Origin of the sequence: Centipeda noxia ATCC 43541, from assembly GCF_000160555.1 — a bacterium.
Lineage (GTDB): Bacteria > Bacillota > Negativicutes > Selenomonadales > Selenomonadaceae > Centipeda > Centipeda noxia.
Genome location: NZ_GG749279.1, coordinates 416,852 through 440,213 on the forward strand (window position 1 = coordinate 416,852; position 23,362 = coordinate 440,213).

General features: G+C 50.3%; 21 protein-coding genes. All 21 read right to left on the bottom strand.

All coding sequences use genetic code 11. The annotated features are described in order from the left end of the window. Window positions 1-16 precede the first annotated feature (16 nt). Window positions 17-1,144, bottom strand: coding sequence for a hypothetical protein (locus HMPREF7545_RS03395; protein ID WP_040571170.1), 1,128 nt, complete (start codon window positions 1,142-1,144; stop codon window positions 17-19). A 50-nt stretch (window positions 1,145-1,194) separates the two neighbouring features. Then, window positions 1,195-1,845, bottom strand: a complete 651-nt coding sequence (locus HMPREF7545_RS03400) for a hypothetical protein (RefSeq protein ID WP_006694278.1) — start codon at window positions 1,843-1,845, stop codon at window positions 1,195-1,197. Further along, window positions 1,842-2,336 carry a CinA family protein gene (locus tag HMPREF7545_RS03405; RefSeq protein ID WP_006694279.1) on the bottom strand — a complete coding sequence of 165 codons (495 nt, stop codon included), beginning with the start codon at window positions 2,334-2,336 and terminating at the stop codon, window positions 1,842-1,844. Before HMPREF7545_RS03405 ends, HMPREF7545_RS03400 begins: the two co-directional genes overlap by 4 nt. Beyond that, entirely contained in the window at window positions 2,336-3,664 is a 1,329-nt protein-coding gene (gene rimO / locus HMPREF7545_RS03410; protein WP_006694280.1) for a 30S ribosomal protein S12 methylthiotransferase RimO, read from the bottom strand. The genes HMPREF7545_RS03405 and rimO overlap by 1 nt, the downstream gene beginning before the upstream one ends. Window positions 3,665-3,687: 23 nt before the next feature. After that, window positions 3,688-4,740: an ABC transporter substrate-binding protein gene (locus HMPREF7545_RS03415; protein WP_006694281.1), complete on the bottom strand. Its 1,053-nt coding sequence runs from the start codon at window positions 4,738-4,740 to the stop codon at window positions 3,688-3,690. 150 nt (window positions 4,741-4,890) lie between these two features. Beyond that, window positions 4,891-5,832 (bottom strand): transketolase family protein, encoded by a 942-nt coding sequence (locus HMPREF7545_RS03420; RefSeq protein ID WP_006694282.1) that lies wholly within the window; start codon window positions 5,830-5,832, stop codon window positions 4,891-4,893. Between the two features lie 2 nt (window positions 5,833-5,834). After that, window positions 5,835-6,686: a transketolase gene (locus HMPREF7545_RS03425; protein WP_040571171.1), complete on the bottom strand. Its 852-nt coding sequence runs from the start codon at window positions 6,684-6,686 to the stop codon at window positions 5,835-5,837. A gap of 140 nt (window positions 6,687-6,826) precedes the next feature. Then, the gene (locus HMPREF7545_RS03430; RefSeq protein ID WP_006694284.1) at window positions 6,827-8,536 is read right to left on the bottom strand and encodes a ribonuclease J; all 1,710 of its coding nucleotides are present in this window, start codon (window positions 8,534-8,536) and stop codon (window positions 6,827-6,829) included. Between the two features lie 332 nt (window positions 8,537-8,868). Continuing rightward, on the bottom strand, window positions 8,869-9,372 hold the full coding sequence (locus HMPREF7545_RS03435) for a hypothetical protein (RefSeq protein WP_006696073.1): 504 nt from the start codon (window positions 9,370-9,372) through the stop codon (window positions 8,869-8,871). Window positions 9,373-9,482: 110 nt separating this feature from the next. Then, window positions 9,483-10,907: an argininosuccinate lyase gene (argH, locus tag HMPREF7545_RS03440; protein ID WP_006694286.1), complete on the bottom strand. Its 1,425-nt coding sequence runs from the start codon at window positions 10,905-10,907 to the stop codon at window positions 9,483-9,485. Then, window positions 10,904-12,118, bottom strand: coding sequence for an argininosuccinate synthase (locus HMPREF7545_RS03445; protein WP_006694287.1), 1,215 nt, complete (start codon window positions 12,116-12,118; stop codon window positions 10,904-10,906). Before HMPREF7545_RS03445 ends, argH begins: the two co-directional genes overlap by 4 nt. Before the next feature lie 24 nt (window positions 12,119-12,142). After that, complete coding sequence (gene argF, locus HMPREF7545_RS03450; protein ID WP_006696070.1) at window positions 12,143-13,078, bottom strand: ornithine carbamoyltransferase; 936 nt, start codon at window positions 13,076-13,078, stop codon at window positions 12,143-12,145. Beyond that, window positions 13,078-14,295 (bottom strand): aspartate aminotransferase family protein, encoded by a 1,218-nt coding sequence (locus HMPREF7545_RS03455; protein WP_006694289.1) that lies wholly within the window; start codon window positions 14,293-14,295, stop codon window positions 13,078-13,080. Before HMPREF7545_RS03455 ends, argF begins: the two co-directional genes overlap by 1 nt. 12 nt (window positions 14,296-14,307) lie before the next feature. Next, window positions 14,308-15,192 carry an acetylglutamate kinase gene (gene argB, locus HMPREF7545_RS03460; RefSeq protein WP_006694290.1) on the bottom strand — a complete coding sequence of 295 codons (885 nt, stop codon included), beginning with the start codon at window positions 15,190-15,192 and terminating at the stop codon, window positions 14,308-14,310. A 12-nt stretch (window positions 15,193-15,204) separates the two neighbouring features. Further along, entirely contained in the window at window positions 15,205-16,416 is a 1,212-nt protein-coding gene (gene argJ / locus HMPREF7545_RS03465; protein ID WP_006696068.1) for a bifunctional glutamate N-acetyltransferase/amino-acid acetyltransferase ArgJ, read from the bottom strand. Window positions 16,417-16,435: 19 nt separating this feature from the next. Continuing rightward, window positions 16,436-17,470: an N-acetyl-gamma-glutamyl-phosphate reductase gene (gene argC, locus HMPREF7545_RS03470; RefSeq protein ID WP_006694292.1), complete on the bottom strand. Its 1,035-nt coding sequence runs from the start codon at window positions 17,468-17,470 to the stop codon at window positions 16,436-16,438. 140 nt (window positions 17,471-17,610) lie between these two features. Further along, entirely contained in the window at window positions 17,611-18,561 is a 951-nt protein-coding gene (thrB, locus tag HMPREF7545_RS03475; protein WP_006694293.1) for a homoserine kinase, read from the bottom strand. After that, window positions 18,558-19,859: a homoserine dehydrogenase gene (locus HMPREF7545_RS03480; protein WP_006694294.1), complete on the bottom strand. Its 1,302-nt coding sequence runs from the start codon at window positions 19,857-19,859 to the stop codon at window positions 18,558-18,560. Before HMPREF7545_RS03480 ends, thrB begins: the two co-directional genes overlap by 4 nt. A 109-nt stretch (window positions 19,860-19,968) precedes the next feature. After that, on the bottom strand, window positions 19,969-20,550 hold the full coding sequence (gene plsY / locus HMPREF7545_RS03485; RefSeq protein WP_006694295.1) for a glycerol-3-phosphate 1-O-acyltransferase PlsY: 582 nt from the start codon (window positions 20,548-20,550) through the stop codon (window positions 19,969-19,971). Then, a complete protein-coding gene (der, locus tag HMPREF7545_RS03490; RefSeq protein ID WP_040571172.1) occupies window positions 20,547-21,872 on the bottom strand; it encodes a ribosome biogenesis GTPase Der in 1,326 nt (441 codons plus the stop codon). The genes plsY and der overlap by 4 nt, the downstream gene beginning before the upstream one ends. Further along, window positions 21,811-23,298, bottom strand: coding sequence for a DUF512 domain-containing protein (locus tag HMPREF7545_RS03495; RefSeq protein WP_006694297.1), 1,488 nt, complete (start codon window positions 23,296-23,298; stop codon window positions 21,811-21,813). Before HMPREF7545_RS03495 ends, der begins: the two co-directional genes overlap by 62 nt. Window positions 23,299-23,362: the final 64 nt, after the last annotated feature.

Genomic DNA, 23,362 nt, shown 5'->3' on the forward strand with positions numbered 1-23,362 from the left:
TTCCCAAAAGGGTCATTTAAAACGATTCTGCAATCGTCTTGATGAGCAGTGCTTCCTGTTGGCGCGGGAGACGACTTTGATGCAATGCACGTCCGAAGCCAATGAGAAAATCAATTTTCTGAAGGTGTGTGAGTGTCATATTCTCACGCAGGACCTTGGTAATTGCACGCATCCCAGCAACACTTGGATCACGGCGAAGCTGAATCTCCATCGCGAGCTGCCCCGCGAGGATATGACGGCGAACCTCGTCAGAGATGCCGGCAAGATCCGCATCCCCTCCCTGTGCTGTCTGATCAGATGAAAATGCAGGAACGCCCTCGGGGCGAACAGAATGTTCGGCAACTGGCATCGCATCTTTCGTTGTCGTCGGAGCGAGACGCTGTTCCAGATTTGTTTCCAAAACATGAAAACGTTCCGGCAGCTTCGGCAAGGCTCCAACGTCCACCGGGGACATCAAAGAGAAAGACTTATGCGGCATCTCCGGATAATGCGGGCGCAGCGGTCTTTGTTCGGCCTGCTCCTCTAGATGGAAAGAGGAAGGGCTCTGCTCTGCTTTCGGCTGTATCGTTTGAGCCGTTTTCTCTGCAGGGAAGTCTTGTGTATTTGCTGCCTGTATCGGCTGCTGTTCTTGTACAACATTCTGAACCTGCATTTGCTGTACAGGCGGAGTCGGTGCTTGCGGCGGGAGTTCCCGCTGCATATTTACTTCTCCGACAAGTTCCTGCGCAGGGCGCCCTTCCTTTACCGCCTGCTTTTCTTCACGTTTTACATCTTCTGCCGTGATAATCACCGGTTTGGGTTTTTGTACGGCGAGTACAAATGATGGTTGTGCGTTGCGCTCAGCAATACTTGTATCCACACTCTCCCAACGCAGGCGCGTTGGTTCTGAGGCTTTGCCATGCAAATCACCCTGTGCAGAGGCGGCAGATTCCAAGTTTTTTTTCTGAGAAATAGACGCCTCATAGCGGTCCGTTGCTGCAGTTTCTTCCATCGCCGGTTTTTTCGAATGGTCTGTCACAAGATGATCCGAATGAAACAATTCCTGTGTATCTACCGTTCCGGGAGTAGCCGCATATGTTGTCCCCGAAGAAAGTGCAACAAGCACCGCAGCTGTGAGTATCGTTTTCTTAGATGACGTCTTCATTAAAACCTTCTCCTTCATTTCTTTCTCCCCTATATTATGAAAATGATCTCTCACGAAATCGCATGCAATGTGCGTGCTCCCGCTAAAAATGCAGAGACAGAAGCAGAGCGAAGCTCTGGATTATCAATGAGTTCAAAACCATAACGTTGTCCATTTTCTCCGCGAAAGAACAGAACGGCCATCTGACTGTCTGCTTTTGCCGTAGCATCCACAACGCCGTCACCATCTTCATCAATCTCGACTTCTTTTGCCGTTGTGGCAAAAATCGCCTTGTTGCTTTCCGATAAGTTGACCAGCATGATGCCTTCATAGCCGTTGCTGCCCATAATTCGTCCCAAAAGGTCAACTGCCTGCTTCGGGTTAATGGTATTGAGATTCGGAACAGAATCATCCGAGAATGCATTCACAAGGATGACCCATGCATATTTAATGTGATATTCCTCATTCTCAAAGATCAATATTTCTCCCTCTCGATTTTCGAATAATGCATTCGCAGGAATAACCCCGACAGGACGCTGAGGACACATAATACGATATCCATATGCTGTACTCTCATAGGAATAGGGAAGCTCAATAGGTGCTGTACTCTTTGTATCTTCCTTGGCTGTCGGCATGTCGACTTCTGCCGCATAAACATTTGCTCCTCCGTAGAAAATCGTCACAGCGCTGAACACAGCAAGAATTTTTCTACAACTTTTCATCCGTCAATACTCCTTATTGCACTTTGAATCATTGTGAGTGCTTTTTCGACCGCCATCATCTTATTCTCAGCCCGCGTTCCTGGAAAATTATTTTTAGAAGCAGTAATATGCGCCCCCGTAGATACGGCAATGTATACGAGACCAACTGGCTTTTCACACGATCCGCCGTCAGGACCAGTAATCCCTGTAATACCAACGCCAATATCTGTCTGGATCAGATTTCGCACGCCTTCCGCCATCTCATGTGCAGTCTCTGCAGAGACTGCACCAAAAACAGCAAGGGTGTCACCAGAAACATGAAGGATGCGCGATTTAACATCATTCGAGTAAGACACAACACTCCCCATAACATAGAAAGAACTGCCGGGGACATCCGTCAATGTACTGGTAAGCAGCCCGCCGGTACAGGATTCTGCACAGGCAATCGTAAGTCCTGCAGCACGTAGTTTCCTGCCAACTTCTTCGGAAAGGCTATCAAGTACAGGCTTCATCAATGTACCTTCTCCCCTACAATATCGTAGGTAAAGCCTTGCAAAAGGCGAACACGGGCAATATCGCCGACACGGCTTTCCGTATCACTCTCAATATAGATCTGACCGTCAACCTCAGGAGCTTCACGATAAGAACGCCCAATCGATATCCCTTCCTGCTCTTCATCACGCCCCTCGATCAGAACATCAACCTCTTTTCCTTCCAAAGAAACGTTGATCTCCTCGGAAATCTTGCTTTGCAGGCTCATTAAATCATGATAACGCTCCTGCATAACTTCTTCCGGAACCTTCTGCGCCATCTTTGCTGCAGGCGTATCCTCCTCCTCTGAGTAGGTGAAGATCCCAACTTTATCAAAACGCTGTGCCTCAACAAAGGAACGAAGTGCCTGGTAATGTGTGTCTGTCTCACCGGGAAATCCTACAATGAATGTTGAACGAATCGCAACGCCTGGAATCCGTTCACGCAGCCTTTTGATCAGTTTTTCAACCCCTTCACGCGTATCGGGGCGGTTCATTGAACGCAAAACGGCATCGTGTGCGTGCTGCAGAGGGAGATCCACATATTTGACAACTTTAGGCTCAGTTGCAAACACCTCTATGAGTTCATCACTAAAATATTTTGGATAGCTGTATAGAACACGTATCCATGCGATGTCCTTGATCTTTGTCAATGCGCGCAGCAACGCCGGCAGCATCGGCTTTTCATAGAGGTCAAGGCCATAGTTTGCGCTGTCCTGTGCAATCAGCACCAACTCACGGACCCCTTGTGCAGCCAGATGTTCTGCCTCCGCCACGACATCTTCCATCACCCGGCTCCGAAAACTCCCGCGAATAAGAGGTATGGCGCAGAATGCACAGCGATGATCGCACCCCTCCGCAATTTTAACATACGCCGTATAATTTGGTGTGGTACGCAAACGTGGAGTTTTTGCATCATAGATTGTATCATCCTTACCGGAGATCAGAAGGCGCCTCCCTTTGAGGGTCTCCTCAATAACCTCCATAATACGGCTCCAAGCACCTGTCCCGATGATAGCATTCGCCTCAGGAATTTCATCAAGCAGCTGCTGACCATACCGCTGTCCGAGGCAGCCCGCCACGATCAGGCTGCGGCATCGACCGCTCTCTTTATAATCTGCCATCCCCAGCACCGTGGTGATAGATTCTTCTTTCGCTGACTCAATAAATGCACAAGTGTTGACGATCAGGATATCCGCCTCTGCCGGCTCATTTGTGATATCAATGCCATGTTCCCTCATGATGCCGAGCATAACCTCTGTATCAACCAGGTTCTTGGCACAACCGAGACTGATAAAACCTGCTTTCACTGGTAAAACTCCTTCGACTTTCGCTACTCCTCGTAAAATCGGACTTCTTTGATCCACCGATCCAGAAGAATCTCTTTTTCCTTCTTGCTGAAATACGGTCTGTTTCTAAAAAGGCTGATATTCTTCCCTGCAAACATCTGATAAGACAACGTTATAGGATTCGTGGTTAAAAAATAGAATCGCCGATGTGCAAGAGCAAATTGGGCCTCGTCTGTCAACAACCAATCGGCAAAGCTCTCTGCCGTATGCGCATCCTGTTCTGAGGCGCGAAAAACGATCCCTGTTCCGTAAATCACCGCAGACGTGCCGTCTATCGGATAGAAAATACGGATGGGGTAGTCGTCATGCACATAGCGAAGCGTCTCACTGAGTATTGTAACGGAAAGGTCCACCTCGCCCATCCCGGCTTGGCGCACCGGCGTATGTAAATATTTGGAGTACTGCATGATCTTCGGCTGAATCCTACGCCAGATATCAAAAGCGCGCTGATCCCCATATTCGGCGACCATGCTATAAAGCAAGTTAGACGAAGCGTCTGCAGCCATAAAATCTGTCATTCCAATACGGATATCTCTCTGTTGGGCAAGCATTTGCCATGAGTTTGGGAGGTCAATATGCGTGCGCAAATAGTCCTGATTCACTGCAAACACGATAGGATCATACCATACGCCTGTCCAATAGCCATTGGGATGACGAAATGTATCTGCGACCTGATCGCTTTTCTCGGAAATGTAGGGTACAAGGTATCCCGCGGCTGCAGCACGGCCCAGAGTCTCCTGGTCGGTCAATACAAGTGCAGATTTTCCTTCCTGCACTCCAAGAGCCTGCTCTTGCAGTCGTTTTAAAATTTGCTCGGAAGAGAGCTGAACGAAATTTACACGAATATTATACTCTTTTTCATATGCTTCCGACAACGCCATCGCGACCTCTGCAGGAAGCGACGTATATGCAGTAAACCCACGCATAGGGTGATGGTATTTAGCTTCGCGTGAGCCGGACGAAAGATATGCCGAACCTGCAGCAATCGATATTACTAGAAGGGCGGTCATCACAATGAACAGCGAATACCGCTTCATAAGGATTCCTCTTTCATTTAGAACAACTTGTCTTTTTATATTATAAACAATTCCCCCAAAATCCACAAGCCATTTTATCTATGCAGTCATGCTTCCGTGCCAAAATGAAAAAGATGCTCTCATCATAGCGAAAGCATCTTTTGGGTTCATTTATTTGCTGATAAGCTTTTTTGTATGAGCTACAATATGCTCTGAAGTAAGGCCAAATTGTTTCAAAAGCTCCGCAGCAGGTCCAGAGTGTCCGAACTCATCATTGACACCGATGCGGTGCACAGGAACTGGACAGTTCTCGGCAAGGACGGCGCAGACAGCTTCACCAAGACCACCGATAATATTGTGTTCTTCGACTGTTACAATCTTTCCGCAATCCTCCGCTGCCTGAATAACAATATCCTTATCAAGCGGCTTTATCGTCGCCATATTGATGACGCGGGCACGTATGCCCTCAGCAGCGAGACGTTCTCCGGCATCAATAGCCTCAGGAACAAGGATCCCTGTTGCAATAATTGCGACATCTTTTCCGTTTCGAAGCACTTCGCCTTTCCCCACAGCAAATGCGAAGGACTCGTCATGATACACCGGCGTTGCTGCCCGACCGAAACGGATGTACACGGGGCCCTCCATCTCGTACGCCGCACGCAGCATCTTACGTGCTTCCACATCATCCGACGGACACATAACGGTCATACCTGGGATCGTACGCATCAGAGCAAAATCCTCGCAGCACTGATGCGAGGCACCATCCTCCCCCACAGAAATGCCGCCGTGCGTCGCGCAGATCTTTACGTTCAGATGCGGGTAACCGATTGTATTGCGTATCTGCTCATAGGCTCGCCCCGCCACGAACATAGCAAAGGTGGAAACAAACGGAACAAGCCCCATTGTCGAGAGTCCGGCTCCGACACCGACCATATTTGATTCTGCAATACCGCAATTAAAATGCCGCTCCGGAAACGCCTTCTTGAACATTCCGCTCTTTGTGGCTCCTGCAAGATCCGCATCCAGCACAACAATATTCTCGTGTATTTTCCCAAGCTCTACAAGCCCGTTTCCATAGCTGTCACGCGTTGCAATCTTCTTTACGTCCGCCATTCTCACCCCTCCTCAAGATCCCGGCGAATCGCAGCAAGTTCCTCGAGGCCTCGAGCGAGTTCGTCATCATTAGGCGCCTTGCCATGCCAACCAGCATTGTTTTCCATAAAGGATATATCCTTCCCCTTGATCGTCTTCATTAGAATGACGGTAGGTTTTCCGCTGCTCTTATTGGCATGAAATGCAGTAAAAGCACGCTCAAGGGCCTCGTAATCATGTCCGTCAATCTTAAGTACTGCACAGCCAAATGCTTCGAATTTCTTATCGATCGGTTCCGTATTCATGACATCTGCTGTCGCTCCATCAATTTGAAGTCCATTAACATCAACCGTGATGCAGAGATTGTCAAGGCCATAGTGTGCAGCAAACATCGTGGCCTCCCAAACTTGCCCTTCGGCAAGTTCGCCGTCTCCAAGAAGTGTATAGACGTTGATGTTCTTCTTTAGATATTTTGCTCCCTTAGCCATGCCAACCGCTGTCGAAATTCCCTGGCCCAATGAGCCTGTAGACATATCCACGCCCGGCGTGAGGTTCATATTCGGGTGTCCCTGCAGACGCGACCCAATATGGCGAAGAGTCAGGAGTTCTTCCACGGGAAAAAATCCGCGATTGGCAAGTGTTGCATAGAGACCAGGGGCGACATGTCCCTTTGAGAGTACAAGGCGATCACGCTCCGGATCATGAGGCTTCTTAGGGTCCACACGAAGTTCCTTGTTGTAAAGGTAGGTAAAATATTCCGTCGATGAAAGTGAACCGCCGGGATGCCCACTCTTTGCGGCATGTGTGCTGCGTAGAATCCCCTCACGCACCTTTACGGCAAAAAGCCGAAGCTCTTTTTGTTCAGCTGCTGTCATAAAACTCCTCCTCACCCGAAAAGCCATAATAAAGCTACGTCTATTTTATCCTCTTTTCTTCTGGGACGCAACATGCTTAAAGTTACAATTTTACCTGTATCTCCAAAAAGAAAAGCCATCCCATAAGGATGGCTCGCAGATCAGATTTCCATAATGATGGGCAAAATCATTGGACGGCGACGCGTTTTATCGAAAAGATACCGGCTGAGCGCATCACGTACATTTGATTTAATCGCAGACCATTCGCGTACGTTCTCGTCCTCGCAGCGATCAAGCGCCTGCTGCACGCGCGCCCGGGCCTCCTCCATCAGCGCTTCCGACTCACGCACGTAGACGAAACCGCGCGATACAATATCGGGACCGGAAACCACTTGATTCGTCTGCCGATCCATCGTCACAACAATAATAAGTATGCCATCCTGCGAGAGCTGGCGACGATCACGCAAAACGATATTACCGACATCGCCGACTCCAAGCCCGTCGACCATAACCATGCCGGACTGCACACGACCAACAACCTGCCCCTTCTCCTTTGTAAACTCGAGGATCTGTCCGTTCTCACTGATGAAGATATTTTCCTTTGGCATCCCAAGTTCACGTGCCAAATCTGCGTGCTGTACGAGATGATGGTACTCACCATGCACCGGCATAAAGAATTTCGGACGTACAAGATTGTGCATCAGCTTGAGTTCTTCACGGCTGCCGTGCCCTGAGACATGAATTCCCTTATCACGTCCATAGATGACGTTTGCACCGAGCTTCATTAGATTATCTACCGTCTTGGATACAAGCTTTTCATTGCCCGGAATAGGCGTTGCCGAGATGATGACTGTATCTCCTGGGACAATCGTGATCTTTCGATGATCGGATGAAGCCATGCGCGATAATGCAGACATGGGTTCGCCTTGGCTGCCCGTAGTCACGATGACAATCTGATCCGCCCGAAAATTGTTGACTTCATCAATACTGATGATAGTTCCTTCCGGAGCAGTGAGATAACCGAGTTCAAGGGAGATTCCCACCACATTCTCCATACTGCGGCCAAGGACAGCAACGCGGCGATTATATTTCACGGCAGTATCAATGACCTGCTGAATGCGATGAACATTTGATGAAAATGTCGCTACAATAATTCGTCCGCGCATATTATGGAACGCCTTATCAAACGCTGCGCCGACAGTTCGCTCGCTCGCTGTATGACCATCACGCTCCGCATTCGTACTGTCAGCGAGAAGCAAAAGGACTCCTTTGTTGCCAAGATCTGAGAAACGGCGAAAATCCGTCATCTGGCCATCCACCGGCGTATAATCGAGCTTGAAGTCCCCTGTATGAACGATCATTCCTACCGGAGTCTTGATTGAAAGGCCAACCGCGTCGGGAATGGAGTGATTGACTCGAATAAAACCGACGCTGAAACAGCCGATGTTAATGATATCTCCTGCCATCACAGAGTGCAGATTAGCCGAGTCCACACCGTTTTCCTTAAGCCTTCCTTCGAGAATCCCAAGCGTCAACCGCGTCCCGTACACAGGTGCAGGAATCTGCTTCATTACATACGGCAAAGCACCAATATGATCTTCATGTCCGTGCGTAAGGACGATCGCGTTGACTTTATCCTTGTTCTCAATCAAATAAGTGATATCCGGAATAACAAGATCAACGCCGAGCATATCTTCCTCCGGGAACATCAGCCCAGAGTCTACAACGAGAATCTCATCGTCCACCCGGATGGCAGTCATATTCTTTCCGATCTCACCTAGGCCGCCAAGCGGTATTACCTGCACCTTCTGCACACTCTTTCCATGATTGCCATTACGATTTAACGACAAAAAACACACCTCCAAAATCATGAGACAAAGGGTTCTAGCCCCTCTGCTCTAAAATTATTTGTTCATATCATTCGATCATGAAATCAGAATTCATCCACACGAAAATACAGCGACCTGGAGGAGCTATTATCTCCGTTTGCCGCCATACATGGAAAAACGCCGTCTCCGTACGATTGCTGCGAAAAAATACGACCACACAGCAATTTCGAAAACTGCAAGAAAAATAATCCGATCCATTCACTTAATTTATATTTTACCATTGCAACAGCAACAATGCAAATAAAATTTAAAAGGCATCTCTCGCATGTGCAAGAGATGCCCAATGTTCTTTTATGTTTTCCTTTTGTGAACGGTCAAAATCGCATCGTAAGACCAACGCCGACCCCGTTTTCACGGGTGCCGTGATCCGGCTTAAAGTTATGATAGTTCACATTGAGATCAAGGTTGGCAATGAGCGATTTGTTAAGCCCTACTTGCGTCTCATTGAAATCCTTGCCGGCAATATAGGAGGCATATGCATTGAATCCGAGGACGCTCGGTGTACTGAGACCAAGTCCGCCGTATAGGTTGTTTTCATCTGTCGGCCCCATATCCCAACGATAGCCGCCGATCAAACGAATATTTTGTCCGAGAACATTATACTGCATATAGATATCCTTCGGATTTCCGTACTCATCACGATCATTGCGCGCAATACCAACCGTCATCTCATCTGTTGGCTTGTGTTCAATAAAAGCCTCTTTCGTTCCAATACCGACCGCAGTGTCGTGTGCGTCGAGATGATTAATCGGTGCCGCCATAGCTGCCGAAGAAATCGAAAGGCCTATCGCTGTAGCAAGAAGTGCACTTTTCCTCATCGTAAATCCTCCTTTCTGATATAGTATATTATCCATTTATTTCTTTATACTCAAATTAAATTATTATTATTGTTTGATAAATTTTAGTACCTAGCACTAAATCAAAAATTTCAGAGAAGATTCTGCTTCGCTTCAAGTTCAGAAATAATACGATGCTCCTCTGCCATTAGAGCCTCCGCCGCATCGAGCTGACTCTCAACCTGTTCATAAGATGTTCCCCCATAAGAGTTGCGGCATGCAACGCAAGTCTCCGGGCGAATCACCTCATATACGTCTTCATCGAAGAGTGGGGAGAGTTTCTGATAGTCAGCAAGCGACATATCACGGAGCCAGATTCCGCGTGCAATACACTGTGCTACAGATTGTCCCGCGACGGTATGTGCCTGACGGAACGGCATCCCCTTCTGAACGAGATAGTCGGCGAGATCCGTTGCATTGGAGAAATCGGCTTCAACAGCATGGCGCATTACATCGGCCCGTACCTTCATACCGCGAATCAGCTGCGCATAAACAGCAAGGCTGAACTTCACCGTATCAATGGCGTCAAAGAGTCCTTCTTTATCTTCCTGCAAATCCTTGTTGTAGGCGAGAGGCAACCCCTTTACTGCCGTGAGCATTGCCATGAGATGACCGACGACACGCCCGGTCTTTCCGCGCACAAGTTCGGAGACATCGGGATTTTTCTTCTGCGGCATCATGGACGATCCGGTACAGTGTGCATCGTCCAATTCAACAAACGAGAACTCACGGGAACACCAGAGGATAATCTCTTCTGAAAGCCGAGAAAGATGCACCATGAGGATAGATGCCGCTGCGAGGAATTCGAGAATGTAGTCGCGATCGCTGACCGCATCCATACTGTTCGTATAGATGCGGTCGAAGTTCAGCTTCCTAGCGACAAATGCACGATCAATCGGCAGCGTTGTTCCAGCAAGAGCACCGGCACCGAGCGGCATGAGATCCGTTCGCACATAAACCCCTTGAAATCGCTCAAAATCCCGCGTGAGCATGTTAAAATATGCCATAAGATGATGTGCAAAGAGAATTGGCTGCGCACGCTGGAGATGCGTATATCCTGGCATGATGATATCCTTGTTTGCATCTGCAGATTCAACAAGCGCATTTTGAAGTTCCCTGATATGGTCCAGCACCTCCACAACAGCATGCCGCACAAACATATGGGTATCAAGCGCTACCTGATCGTTGCGGCTGCGTGCCGTGTGCAGTCGGCTTCCGGCATCTCCGATGGCATCCGTGAGATGTTTTTCGATATTCATATGAATATCTTCAAGCTCCGTGCTGAACTCAAATTCCCCGCATTCGATCTGCCCAAGGATATCACGAAGCCCGGCATTAATCGCTTGATAATCTTCCTCTGAGATAATTCCCACTCTCATCAGCATTTCAGCATGCGCAAGAGAGCCTGCAATGTCCTCGCGGTACATCCGTCGGTCAAAGCCGATGGATGCTTGGAACTCGTTGATCATCTCATCAGTCGTTTTAGAGAAGCGCCCGCCCCAGAGCTTTTCGCTCATTTATTCTGCCCCTCCTGCATAAGAGCGCGCACCTTGAGCGGCAGTCCAAAGAGATTGATGAATCCCGTCGCATCTGCCTGGTTATAGACGTCGTCATGCTCAAACGTGACAAATTCCTTGCTGTACAGCGAGTATGGCGATGTTGTGCCTGCTGAAATGATATTGCCCTTGTAGAGTTTCAGACGCACCTCGCCCGTCACCGTCTCCTGCGTGCTGTCCACAAATGCGGAAAGCGCCTCACGCAGCTGGCAGAACCACATCCCATCGTAAACGAGCTCGCCGTAGCGGATCGCAAGCCCCTCTTTGTAGTGATAGGTTGCGCGATCAAGACAGAGATACTCGAGCTCGCGATGCGCGTAGTAGAGGATCGAGCCGCCCGGATTCTCATAGACGCCGCGCGACTTCATGCCGACAAGGCGGTTCTCGCAGATGTCCACGATACCGACGCCATTGCGCGCACCAATTTCGTTGAGCTTCGTCAGCAGCTCGACCGCGCCCAGCTTCTCGCCATTGACGGCGACGGGAACGCCCTTTTCAAACGTGACGGAAACATACTCCGGTGCATCCGGCGCATTCTCCGGTGCACAAGAAATCAGGAACATGGAGTTCTTCGGCTCATTCGCAGGATCCTCAAGGTCGGAGCCCTCATGGGAGAGATGCCAGATATTTCGGTCCATACTGTATGTCTTATTGTCCTCGGCAACCGGTATCCCATGCTTCTTGGCATACGCAATCTCAGCGCTGCGGGAATCAAGATCCCACTCACGCCACGGCGCAATGATCTGGAGGTTTGGAGCGAGAGCCTTTACCGTCAGTTCGAATCGAACCTGGTCATTTCCCTTTCCCGTTGCGCCGTGCGCAATGGCATCTGCCCCCTCGCGCTTTGCGATCTCGACGAGCGCCTTTGCAATCACGGGACGCGCAAACGATGTGCCGAGCAGATACTTCCCCTCATAGACGGCGCCCGCCTTGAGTGTCGGCCAAACATACTCCTCAAGGAACTCCTTTGTCAGATCGACAATGTGCACCTTCGATGCGCCGGATGCCAGCGCCTTGTCATGAACGGGTTCCAGTTCCTCGCCCTGCCCGATGTCCGCACAGACGGCAATGACCTCACAGCCGTCATAGTGCTCTTTGAGCCAGGGAATAATAACCGAGGTGTCAAGACCTCCGGAGTATGCAAGAACTACCTTTTTGATTTGCTTTGCCATACTTGAAACAACTCCTTTGTATAATCAGCCGCCCATAACGAGCGCCATGATGGCTTTTTGAACATGGAGACGGTTCTCCGCCTCATCAAAGATCACATTGGCAAATTCCTCAAAGACATCCTCCGTGATCTCCTCTCCCCGATAGGCGGGCAGACAGTGCATGACAATGCAGCGCGGATCGCCTGACTCGGCAACGAGTTCCCAATTCACCTGATAGGGACGAAAGACCGCCGTTCGCGCGTCGTGCTCCGCCTCCTGCCCCATGCTCGCCCACGTGTCCGTGACGATGACAGCTGCACCCGCAACCGCTTCCATCGGATTGTGCGTGATCGTGACGGTCGCGCCTGTTGCTGCCGCATCTGCCTTGGCATTTGCCACAACTTCGGCATTCGGCTCATATCCCTCGGGTGTTGCCACCGCGAAGTTCATGCCGACCTTTGCCGCCGCATACATGAGCGAGTGCGTCATATTGTTGCCGTCGCCGACGTATGCCATCTTCAACCCCGCGAGATTCTTGCCCTTATACTCACGGATCGTGAAGAGGTCAGTGAGCGCCTGGCACGGATGCAGGAGATCGCTGAGCGCATTGATAACAGGGATGTCCGCATAGCGTGCCAGCTCCTCGATACACTCATGCCCATAGGTACGGATCATGATGCCGTCGAGGTAGCGCGAGAGGACGCGCGCCGTATCCTTGATCGGTTCGCCGCGCCCGAGCTGCAGGTCCCGGCTGCTGAGAAAGAGCGCCTGTCCGCCGAGCTGATACATCCCGACCTCAAAGGATACGCGTGTACGCGTTGAGGCTTTCTCAAAGATCATACCGAGGGTCTTACCCGCAAGAATCGGATGCGTGATACCCGCCTTCTGCTTTGCCTTGAGATCAGCGGCAAACGTCAGAATCTCATCCACATCATCTGCACTGAGTGCATGGATGGAGAGTAAATCCATGCCTTTCTTCATCATAGCCCTCCTTGCTCGCATATGTCAAGAATGCAGCGCTCCAAAATACCAATCAGTTCATCCACTTCATTCTTTGTAAAAATCAGCGGCGGAATAAAGCGCAGGACATTCCCCGCCGTACAGTTGATAATAACGCCGCGTTCCAGCATAAGCCGTGCAATCGCAGCCGCATCCTTGCTCTGCTTCATCTCCATGCCGAGAATCAGTCCTGCGCCGCGCACCTCTGTGATATGTTCCGCGAATTTCTCCTGCAAGTCCATGAGGGCCCGCTTAAAGTGCGCGCCGACGGATTTCACAGTGCTCAAAAAATCCTCATCCGCAATTGTATCAAGGACGACATTTGCCGCCGCACAAGCAAGCGGGTTGCCGCCGAACGTAGAGCCGTGATCCCCTGCGTGAAAGGCTGCGGCAACCTTTTCTGTGACAACAAATGCACCGATCGGCACGCCACCGGCAAGCCCCTTGGCAAGGGTCACAATGTCCGGCGCCGCGCCATACATCTCGTAGGCATAAAAGCTGCCCGTGCGTCCCATCCCTGTCTGGATCTCGTCAAAGATCAAAAGTGCATCATACTTGTTGCAGAGGGCACGCACCTGCTGCAGATACTCCGCCAACGGCGTGCGTACGCCTCCCTCGCCCTGAATCGGTTCGAGTAAAACAGCCGCCGTATGCTCACTCATCTTTTCTTCGAGCGCCGCAATATCATTATACGGCACATAGTCAAATCCGCCCGGCAGCGGCTCGAATCCCTTGTGGAACTTCTCCTGTGCCGTTGCAGTCAAAGTCGCAAGCGTGCGTCCGTGGAAACTGCCGAGCGCCGTTATAATCTGCGATTTTTCCGGACTGATCGTATGCGCGTATTTACGAGCGGCCTTAATTGCTCCTTCATTCGCCTCAGCACCGGAGTTCCCAAAGAATACCTTGCCGCCTGCGGTCAGCCGAGACAGCTTTGCTGATGCATTCGCCTGTGCCTCCGTGTAGTATAGGTTCGATACGTGTATGAGGCGCTTTGCCTGATCCGCAATGGCATTCACGAGCGGAACATAGTTATGTCCTAGCACATTGACGGCAATGCCGCCAAGCGCATCCAGATATTTTCGTCCATTGACATCCCACACATACGATCCCTCGCCATGATCGAGGACAATCGGATAGCGCGCAAACACAGGCAAGTAGCTTGCCTGGTCTTCTTTCATAATCTCTTCTGCGTTTTTCATTGCAACTCCTGCCTACGGAAGCACCATCGTTCCGATGCCGCGCGACGTAAAAATCTCCAATATGATCGAGTGATCCAGCCGTCCGTCAATGATATGCGCTTTATGCGCCCCTGCCTCGAGAGCACGGAGACAGGCCTCCACTTTTGGAATCATCCCGCCGTCGATCACACCGCTGCGAATGTATGCTTTCGCTTCTTCCAGATGCAGCTGCGAGATCAGGCTGCTCTTATCTGCAAAATCTTTGTATACGCCCTCGACATCCGTCAGAAGCAGCAACTTCTCCGCCCGAAGCGCACCGGCAATCTCTGCAGCGACATAATCAGCGTTGATATTGTAGCTCTCGCCATGCTCGCCCATGCCGATGGGCGCAATGACGGGGACATAATCCTGCTGCAGAAGGTCTGTAATAATCCGCGTGTCAACGGCCGTAACTTCGCCGACATAGCCGATGTCCACCTCGCGCACGGCATCGCTTTCATACACGGCAGCCAGCTTCTTCTTTGCCTTAATCAGCCCTGCGTCCTTCCCGCTGAGACCGACGGCACGCACCCCGCGCAGATTCAAGAGGCTTACGATCTCGGAGTTCAGCTTGCCGTCCAAGACCATCTCTGCGATTTCAACCGTCTCTTCATCCGTCACCCTGAGCCCGGAGACAAATGACGATTCCTTGCCGACCTTTTTGAGAAATCCCGTGATCTCCGGGCCCCCTCCGTGTACGAGAATCGGCTGTATCCCGACGAACTTCATCAGCGCCACATTGCGCATGACGTTTTCTTTCAACGCCTCATTGATCATCGCATTCCCGCCGTATTTGATTACGACGGTCGTTCCGTAAAACTCCTGAATATACGGGAGTGCATCCATTAGGATCTCAGCTTTGTCTTTATCGGAGTACATGTCTCCCTCCTCTCAGGTATGGTATTCGCCGTTGATCTTGACGTACTCATACGAGAAATCGCACGTCCAGACCTTTGCCTCCTCCGGTCCGTCGCCGAGATCGACCTCGATCACAATATCATGCGCCGTCATGACCGCGCGCAGCGCATCTGCATCGTAGGCTGCACCAACACCGTCAGAATAAACGGGGATGCCGCCGAACTTTACGGTTGTGCGGTGCGGATCCATCGAAACACCGGAATAGCCAACTGCACAGATAACACGCCCCCAGTTTGGATCCTCGCCAAAGAATGCCGTTTTGACCAGCGGACTGTTTGCAACGCTCATGCCGACGGTTTTTGCATCGGCGAAGCTTTTTGCCCCCTTGACATGAATGGTCAGGAACTTCGTTGCGCCCTCGCCGTCGGCGGCAATCTTTTCCGAGATGCCTTGGCAGAGCGCAAGCAGCGCGTTCTTGAACGCCTCATAGTCCGCATTCTTCTCTTTGATCTTGGGGTTCCCGGCAGCGCCGTTAGCAAGCACAATCGCCATATCATTTGTACTCATGTCGCCGTCAATCGAGATCATATTGAGGCTGTGCTCAATGACTTCGGAGAGGGCCTCCTGGAGCAGTACACCGTCAATATCCGCATCGGTCGTGATAAAGCAGAGTACGGTTGCCATATCCGGGCGAATCATGCCGGAACCTTTTGCAATGACGCCAAACCGGACCTCTTTTCCGCCGAGCGCAACCGTTGTCGTCCCGGCTTTGGAATACGTATCTGTCGTAATGATGGCATTCCCCGCATCCGCACTGCCATCCAGAGAAAGCGCCTTGACTGCCGCGTGAATGCCGGATTCCACTTTATCCATCGGAAGCGGCTGTCCAATGATGCCGGTCGATGCGACGATCACATCCTGCGCTCTGCATCCAAGCGCATCGGCCGCAATCTCCTGCATGCAGACAGCATCTTCCTCTCCTTGGGCTCCCGTACAGGCATTTGCACAGCCTGCATTGGCAACAATCGCATGTGCCGTGTGTGTCGCAACAACCGCCTTAGAAACATGCACGGGAGCTGCTGCAACGGCATTCTTCGTGAATGTCCCTGCAACGGCAGCTTCTTTTTCACTGTAGATCACAGCAACATCGGGATTACCGCTTCTTTTGATGCCCGCCTTGACTCCAGCTGCCAGAAATCCTTTCGGGTAGGTAATCCCTGCTTTTGCACTCTGTTCACTAAACATATGTATTTCCTCCATTCAATTACGGATACATCGGCACAAGATCAAGCCCCGTGCGTTCATCAAATCCAAATGCAATATTCATATTCTGAATCGCTTGGCCCGCTGCGCCCTTGACGAGATTATCGATTGCTGAAAATACGACAACGCGCCGCGTGCGCGGGTCCACATGCCAGCCAATATCGCAGAAATTTGTGCCGCGGACGTATTTCGTCGAGGGATACCCTCCCCGTCCGAGCAAACGAATGAAAATTTCATCCGCATACATTTTTTCGAATGCCGCGTCAATTTCCTCGAATGCAGCGTCAGCGCGTATCGTCGCATAGCAGGTCGCAAGAATACCGCGTGAGATCGGAGCAAGATGCGGCGTAAAATTGACAATGATAGTTTCTCCCGCCTGATCACTCAGCGCTTGCTCGATCTCAGGTGTATGCCGGTGTGAAACAGCTCCATATGCCGTAAAATTGTCATAGAACTCCGGAAAATGCGAACTCTCCTTTGGGGATCGTCCAGCCCCTGACACCCCGGAGACCGCATCGACAAGCAGGGAATCCATATACACAAGATGTTCCTTTACAAGCGGTGCGAGCGCCAGAATACTCGCGGTTGTATAACACCCGGCATTTCCGATGATACGGGCTGTACGTACTTGACTGCGATAGAGCTCTGAAAGACCATATGCACGGTCTGCATGCGAATCAACGTGATCTACACGATACCATTCCTCATATACAGACACATCCGCGAAGCGATAATCTGCTCCAAGATCGATGATCCGCAGCGGCAAATCCGAAAGAGCCTTTGCTATCTTCATCGCATGACCATGCGGAAGAGCAATAAAGAGAACATCACTGGCTGCTCCGATGTCATGAATTTTCTCCATGGAGTCAAGTTTATTATCATAAATTCCCTTTAAATGCGGATAAAGTTTCGATATTTGTTCGCCTGTACGGCTTTCCGAAGTCAAATATGCAATCTCTGCTTTCGGGTGTCCATGCAGAAGACGAAGAAGTTCTTCCCCTGCATAGCCGGATGCTCCGATAATACTCGCTTTCATTTTATCCCTTCTCTATTCCCTTTCATAAAAGTTTTTATAATTATACATCTTTATTGGATATTTTTTCAAGTCTTTTCCAAAAAAATTTTACCGGCCTCGCAGCAGTTCAAAAACATACTACAGACCGGTAAATAAGGGAATCAGCCTCTTACCAGGGAATCTTTCCGGCGCAGAATACGCGCCCCCTTCGTATCCAGATGCAGATGCAAAGGCCGGGCATCGACATCATGCGCACGGAATGCTTTACGCATAGCCGCAGCAACTTCCTCCGTACAGTTTCGATGTTCCGGCACAAAAGCGATGAGACAGGGCCCCGCCCCGCTCAATACTGCACCGTAAGCCCCCGCCTTTTTTGCTGCCGCAAAGACATCAAACATTCCCGGGATAAGCGGCGCACGATAGTTTTGATGCAGGGCATCCTCGAAAGCATTCTCCAAATGCCTCTCCGAGCCTCGTGCAAGGGCTGCTGTCAGCATGGATGCATGGCTGATATTAAAAATGGCATCCTTCATCGGCACTTCTGATGGAAGCACCTGTCTGGCAGATTTCGTTGAAAGATAGAAATCCGGCACCATAACAACAAAATGTATGAGGATACGCGGTAAAAACGAAAAACACTCTACATAATTGTCCGTTACCGTATTCACTGTAAAGCCGCCGTAAATTGCAGGCGCGACATTATCCGGATGCCCCTCGATATCTGTCGCAAGCTGAAGCAGATCATGCCGACTGAACGGATTTCCAACGATAGCGTTCGCTGCTGTGAGCCCGGCAACAATCGCAGTTGCACTGCTGCCCAGACCACGCGAAAGCGGAATCCGATTGCTCATACGAATCTTTGCGCCCCGAAACTCATCCATACAATCCGCTCTCTGCAGGAGGTACTGTATCGATTTCCATACAATATTGCGTGCATCGGTTGGAATATAGGCCGCGCCTTCTCCACGTGCCACAATATTCAGACCCGGCTCAGGGGTGAGCGTAAGAGTCATTTCATTGTAAATCGTGCAGGCTATGCCAAGCGCATCAAATCCGGGTCCCAGATTCGCACTGGTCGCAGGAACACGAACCCGTACCGATCGCTCGTTCATATCGTGTCCTCCTGCCCATCAGCAACGCGAATCAAACTGCGTACCTCACGCACAACAGGGAGTGCTCTCAACGCTTCTGCTGCAGCAGATGCTGCCGCGTGCGTAACAACATGGGTCACAGCAACGATTTCCGCATCCCCGTCCTCGGTCCAGCGCGCCTGTATGACAGACTTTAAGCTGACCTTTGCACGGCCGAAGGTTGTTGCAATCTCTCCGAGCACGCCAGGTTCATCCGCAACGACAAGACGAAGATAATAGGATGATCGCGTTTTCTCTACGGGACAGAGTTTCTTCCTCTCTCCGATTCTATACTTCATACGTCCCGTTGTTCCAGAGACAATATCCCGTACGACCTCGATGATGTCAGCAACAACGGCCGATGCTGTTGGAAGTGCCCCCGCCCCACGCCCGTAGAACATGGCATCACCGATCACATCTCCGCGAACAAAAACTGCATTGAAAACACCGTTTACCGAAGCAAGCGGATGCATCTTCGGGAGGAATACCGGATGTACGCGAACATCAATACCGTCGTCCGTATTGCGCCCGACAGCAAGCAGTTTGATCACATAGCCCAGATTGAGCCCGTATTCAATGTCATCCTCTGTAATATGCGAGATTCCCTCAACGGAAACATCCTCAAACTCAATAACCGTATCAAAAGCAAGCGAGGCAAGAATCGCCGCCTTTCGCGCAGCATCCAGTCCGTCTACATCCGCCGACGGATTCGCTTCGGCATAGCCCTTTTCCTGCGCACGACGCAAAACAGCATCATAGCTGATATGCTTCTCCGTCATCTTCGTCAGCATATAGTTCGTCGTTCCGTTGATAACGCCCATAATCTCAGAAATTTTGTTCGCCGTAAGACATTCCTTCAGCGGTTTAATGATTGGAATGCCGCCGCCAACACTTGCTTCATAGAGGAAATCAACGGTATTTTCATTTGCAGCCGTATAGAGCTCGCTCAGATGCTGTGCGATGACATCCTTATTCGCCGTAACAACATGCTTTCCTGCGGCCATCGAACGCAGCATATAGTCCCGCGCCGGAGAAAGGCCGCCCATAACCTCGACGACAATCGAAATCTCCTCATCGTCGAGAATTTCATCAAAATTATCTGTTAATAAAATCCCGTTCACTTCGGGTCGCTGTTTTTTAGCATCGCGTACGAGAATTTTTTTGATCTCAATATATGCGCCGGAACGTCCCGCAATTATGTCCGCATTCATGGACAGTGCCTGAATGACCCCCGAACCGACTGTTCCCGCTCCTAAAAGAGCAATCTTGATCGTATGCACAGAATCTCATCCCCCATTTTCAGCCTGTTCGAGCATCTCATGATATTTTTACCACATAATCAAAGTATATCATAATACAAAAGATTTCATCAAACATAAAGGACAGACATCAAATCTTGTTTTCCGTTCCGCGTATCAACCGATTGATATTCTCACGATGCCGCAGAATAACAAGAGTAGAAGCAAGCATGGCAAAGAGGATATACTCCATCGGGTACCCAAAGGCCGCAGCAAGGATTGGTGTGAGAACAGCGGCCGTAACTGAGCCGAGAGAAACATACCGCGTCTTGTAGACAATGATCAGCCAAATTGCAAATACAAGGAAGGTAACATTCCCCATCAATATTGTCAAAACGCCGAGAGATGTGGCAACGCCCTTCCCGCCGTGAAAGCGAAGGAACAGTGAAAAACTGTGTCCAATAATGGCAAAAAGTCCGCCAATGACGGCTGCAATTGGGGTCCCCGGCAGCGAAAGGCCGAGCAAGACGCCTGCTTGCCCCTTGATGCAGTCCGCAATGAACACAGCAATCCCGGCTCCTTTCCCAAGTGTTCTCCATGCATTCGTCGCGCCAATATTGCGGCTCCCATGTGCGCGCAGATCTGTGTGCCAAAAGAGTCTGCCGAGAATCAACCCGCTTGGAATAGAGCCAATGATATAGGAAAAGACAGCAACGAGAATATAATCCATCATTCCTCCTCCTTGCGCGCACGTACGATAAGACGAAGCGGCGTTCCCTCGAATCCGAAACTTTCACGCAGGCGATTTTCGAGAAAGCGCAGATACGAAAAATGCATCAATTCCGGATCATTCACAAAAATGACGAAGGTCGGCGGTATAATACTTACCTGCGTAACAAAAAGTATTTTGAGCTGCTTTCCTTTCTTTGTCGGCGGAGGATTGACGGAAACCGCATCACGAATCAGTTCATTGAGCACACTTGTCTTGATGCGCATCGACTGCTGTTCCGCAACATATTTCACCAGTTCCGTCACACGTTCGATGCGCTGCCCCGTAAGCGCCGAGGTATAGAGTATAGGTGCATATTGAAGAAATCCAAATTTATCACGAAGTTCATCGGTAAACCGGAGCGTAGACTTATCATTCTTATCCGGAAAAATATCCCATTTATTTACAACAATAATGACACCCTTGCCAGATTCATGCACATAACCTGCAATCTTCGTATCCTGTTCCAAAATCCCTTCAGCTGCATTGATGACCATGAGTACCACGCCCGCACGATCAATCGCACGCAGGGAACGCATGACACTGTAACGCTCAACGGGCAGAGTGATCTTCCCCTTGCGGCGCATGCCGGCAGTATCAATGAGGAGATACTTCACCCCGTCGCGTGTGAAGTGTGTGTCAATGGCGTCGCGTGTCGTTCCGGGAACATCACTGACGATGACGCGGTCTTCTCCCAGCAGACGATTTACCAGAGAGGATTTTCCGACATTCGGACGTCCAACTACGGCGATTGCGATCTCGTCCGATTCTGCATCTGCATCTGTCGCCCTTGGGAATGCCGCAGCGACCATATCCAGAAGGTCACCAAGATTCATGGCATTCGACGCAGAAATTGGAATCGGATCGCCCAAGCCAAGTGCGTAAAAATCATAAATCAATGCCTCACGGTCAAAGCTATCAATCTTATTAACCGCAAGAATCACCGGCTTTTGGGTTCGGCGCAAAATGCGCGCAACCTCCTCATCAGATGAGGTCAGCCCCGCACGTCCATCGACAAGAAAGAGGATGACATCTGCCTCCTCTATTGCAAGTTCTGCCTGACTGCGCATGGAACGGAGAATATGATCGCTCTCATCAAATTCAATGCCGCCCGTATCAATCATGATAAACTCATGGTTCAGCCATTCCGCATCCATATAGATACGGTCACGCGTCACACCTGGCATATCGTCAACAATGGAGATACGCTTCTTGCCAATTTGGTTAAACAGCGTTGACTTCCCCACATTGGGGCGTCCAACTACTGCTACAATAGGCTTGCTCATCGAACGCAGCTCCTCTCATAGTCCCTGTGAATGCATTTCCGGCTGCAGGTTTCGTATAACCGGCATTACTTTGCCATGTATATCCTCCGCTGGCGCGTTCGCGATGATAATGCTCCCAATCTGTAATCGCCTCATAATAGTCGGCCCCAGTCGCAACCGGCTCGATACGGACATCAGGAAAGCTGCGGCGCATATCATCCAGCGTGACATCATCCAAAAAGACATCCTCTCCTTCACGCAAAGAGGATGCCGGGATTAATATCCCCTCTATATTCTCATCCAGCATCTTCAATGAATGGATCATATCACGTCCCGTAAGAAGCCCCGATACATTGACAGTTGCCCCAAAATGACGGTTTTCAATGGGCAGGACATGTATGCTCTGTGCCTCCGGATCAATCTCCCGTGCCAGTCGCTCTATCACAGGCGCAACTGCTGTCCCGCTCACAACAGCGAGTGATGATGTCCGTCCTTCTTTCGCACTCGGGGTGCTCACACGCGCCCATTCTTCGATGAAATTGCGCGTTAAACCTATACCGTTGTCCAACTGCGGAAACCCATCATACATTTCAGCAGGAGGAACTTCACGTCCTGCGAGAAAATAAAACTCATCTCCCAAATAGATAAAAGTACGTCCCTCCTCTGCACGAATCTGATGCTGCCAGCGTTCGACCTCATCAATCACGCACGCGGCCCCTTCACGATCGAACTGCACAAGAGGAAACGGATCACTGCGATGCTTGGTGAGCCCCACGGGAACGATCGCAAGGGACAGCGCATGCGGCCGGCGCGCTACAATATCACGAATCGTTCGTTCCAGCTCTTCCCCATCATTCAGTCCGTGGCAGAGTACTACCTGCGTATGGTAATCCGCTCCCGCTTCTTCCAGTTTTGTGAGTTGCCCAAGGATATCTGCCGCTCCTTTATATCGGAGCATTTCAGCACGCAGTACGGGATTCGTACACTGTACGGAAACGTAGAGCGGCGACAGGTGAAAGCTTTGGATGCGTGAAAAATCCGCCGGTCCCATATTCGTCAGTGTTACAAAATTTCCATAGAGAAAGGAGAGCCGATAGTCGTCATCCTTGACAGAGAGACTATGTCGCATATTCGGGGCAATCATATCGACAAAACAAAAGCAACAGTGATTCGCACATTCGCGAATCCCGTCAAAGACTGCGCGCTCAAACTCTACGCCAAAATCCTCATCATAATCCTTATCAAATTCGATGAGTTCCTGTTCCCCGTTCGTATGCTCGACAAGGAGTTCGATTTCCTCGTCTGCCATCGCAAAACTAAAATCAATGATATCACGCAAGGGCATGTTGTTTACAGAGAGGATCTTATCCCCCGGCACAAGCTCCAATTCCTCGGCAATACTGTTCTCTATAACACGCAATATAACGCCCGGATATAACTTCGCCATATGTCACTCCTTTCTCACGAAAAAGGAGTGACGTTGCATCACTCCTTCATTATCGTATGAAATT

Coding starts and splice junctions, on each gene's coding strand:
- HMPREF7545_RS03395 (WP_040571170.1), bottom strand. CDS start 1,144: ATGAAGACGTCATCTAAGAAAACGATACTCACAGCTGCGGTGCTTGTT.
- HMPREF7545_RS03400 (WP_006694278.1), bottom strand. CDS start 1,845: ATGAAAAGTTGTAGAAAAATTCTTGCTGTGTTCAGCGCTGTGACGATT.
- HMPREF7545_RS03405 (WP_006694279.1), bottom strand. CDS start 2,336: ATGAAGCCTGTACTTGATAGCCTTTCCGAAGAAGTTGGCAGGAAACTA.
- HMPREF7545_RS03415 (WP_006694281.1), bottom strand. CDS start 4,740: ATGAAGCGGTATTCGCTGTTCATTGTGATGACCGCCCTTCTAGTAATA.
- HMPREF7545_RS03420 (WP_006694282.1), bottom strand. CDS start 5,832: ATGGCGGACGTAAAGAAGATTGCAACGCGTGACAGCTATGGAAACGGG.
- HMPREF7545_RS03425 (WP_040571171.1), bottom strand. CDS start 6,686: ATGACAGCAGCTGAACAAAAAGAGCTTCGGCTTTTTGCCGTAAAGGTG.
- HMPREF7545_RS03430 (WP_006694284.1), bottom strand. CDS start 8,536: ATGATTTTGGAGGTGTGTTTTTTGTCGTTAAATCGTAATGGCAATCAT.
- HMPREF7545_RS03435 (WP_006696073.1), bottom strand. CDS start 9,372: ATGAGGAAAAGTGCACTTCTTGCTACAGCGATAGGCCTTTCGATTTCT.
- argH (WP_006694286.1), bottom strand. CDS start 10,907: ATGAGCGAAAAGCTCTGGGGCGGGCGCTTCTCTAAAACGACTGATGAG.
- HMPREF7545_RS03445 (WP_006694287.1), bottom strand. CDS start 12,118: ATGGCAAAGCAAATCAAAAAGGTAGTTCTTGCATACTCCGGAGGTCTT.
- argF (WP_006696070.1), bottom strand. CDS start 13,078: ATGAAGAAAGGCATGGATTTACTCTCCATCCATGCACTCAGTGCAGAT.
- HMPREF7545_RS03455 (WP_006694289.1), bottom strand. CDS start 14,295: ATGAAAAACGCAGAAGAGATTATGAAAGAAGACCAGGCAAGCTACTTG.
- argB (WP_006694290.1), bottom strand. CDS start 15,192: ATGTACTCCGATAAAGACAAAGCTGAGATCCTAATGGATGCACTCCCG.
- argJ (WP_006696068.1), bottom strand. CDS start 16,416: ATGTTTAGTGAACAGAGTGCAAAAGCAGGGATTACCTACCCGAAAGGA.
- argC (WP_006694292.1), bottom strand. CDS start 17,470: ATGAAAGCGAGTATTATCGGAGCATCCGGCTATGCAGGGGAAGAACTT.
- thrB (WP_006694293.1), bottom strand. CDS start 18,561: ATGAACGAGCGATCGGTACGGGTTCGTGTTCCTGCGACCAGTGCGAAT.
- plsY (WP_006694295.1), bottom strand. CDS start 20,550: ATGATGGATTATATTCTCGTTGCTGTCTTTTCCTATATCATTGGCTCT.
- der (WP_040571172.1), bottom strand. CDS start 21,872: ATGAGCAAGCCTATTGTAGCAGTAGTTGGACGCCCCAATGTGGGGAAG.
- HMPREF7545_RS03495 (WP_006694297.1), bottom strand. CDS start 23,298: ATGGCGAAGTTATATCCGGGCGTTATATTGCGTGTTATAGAGAACAGT.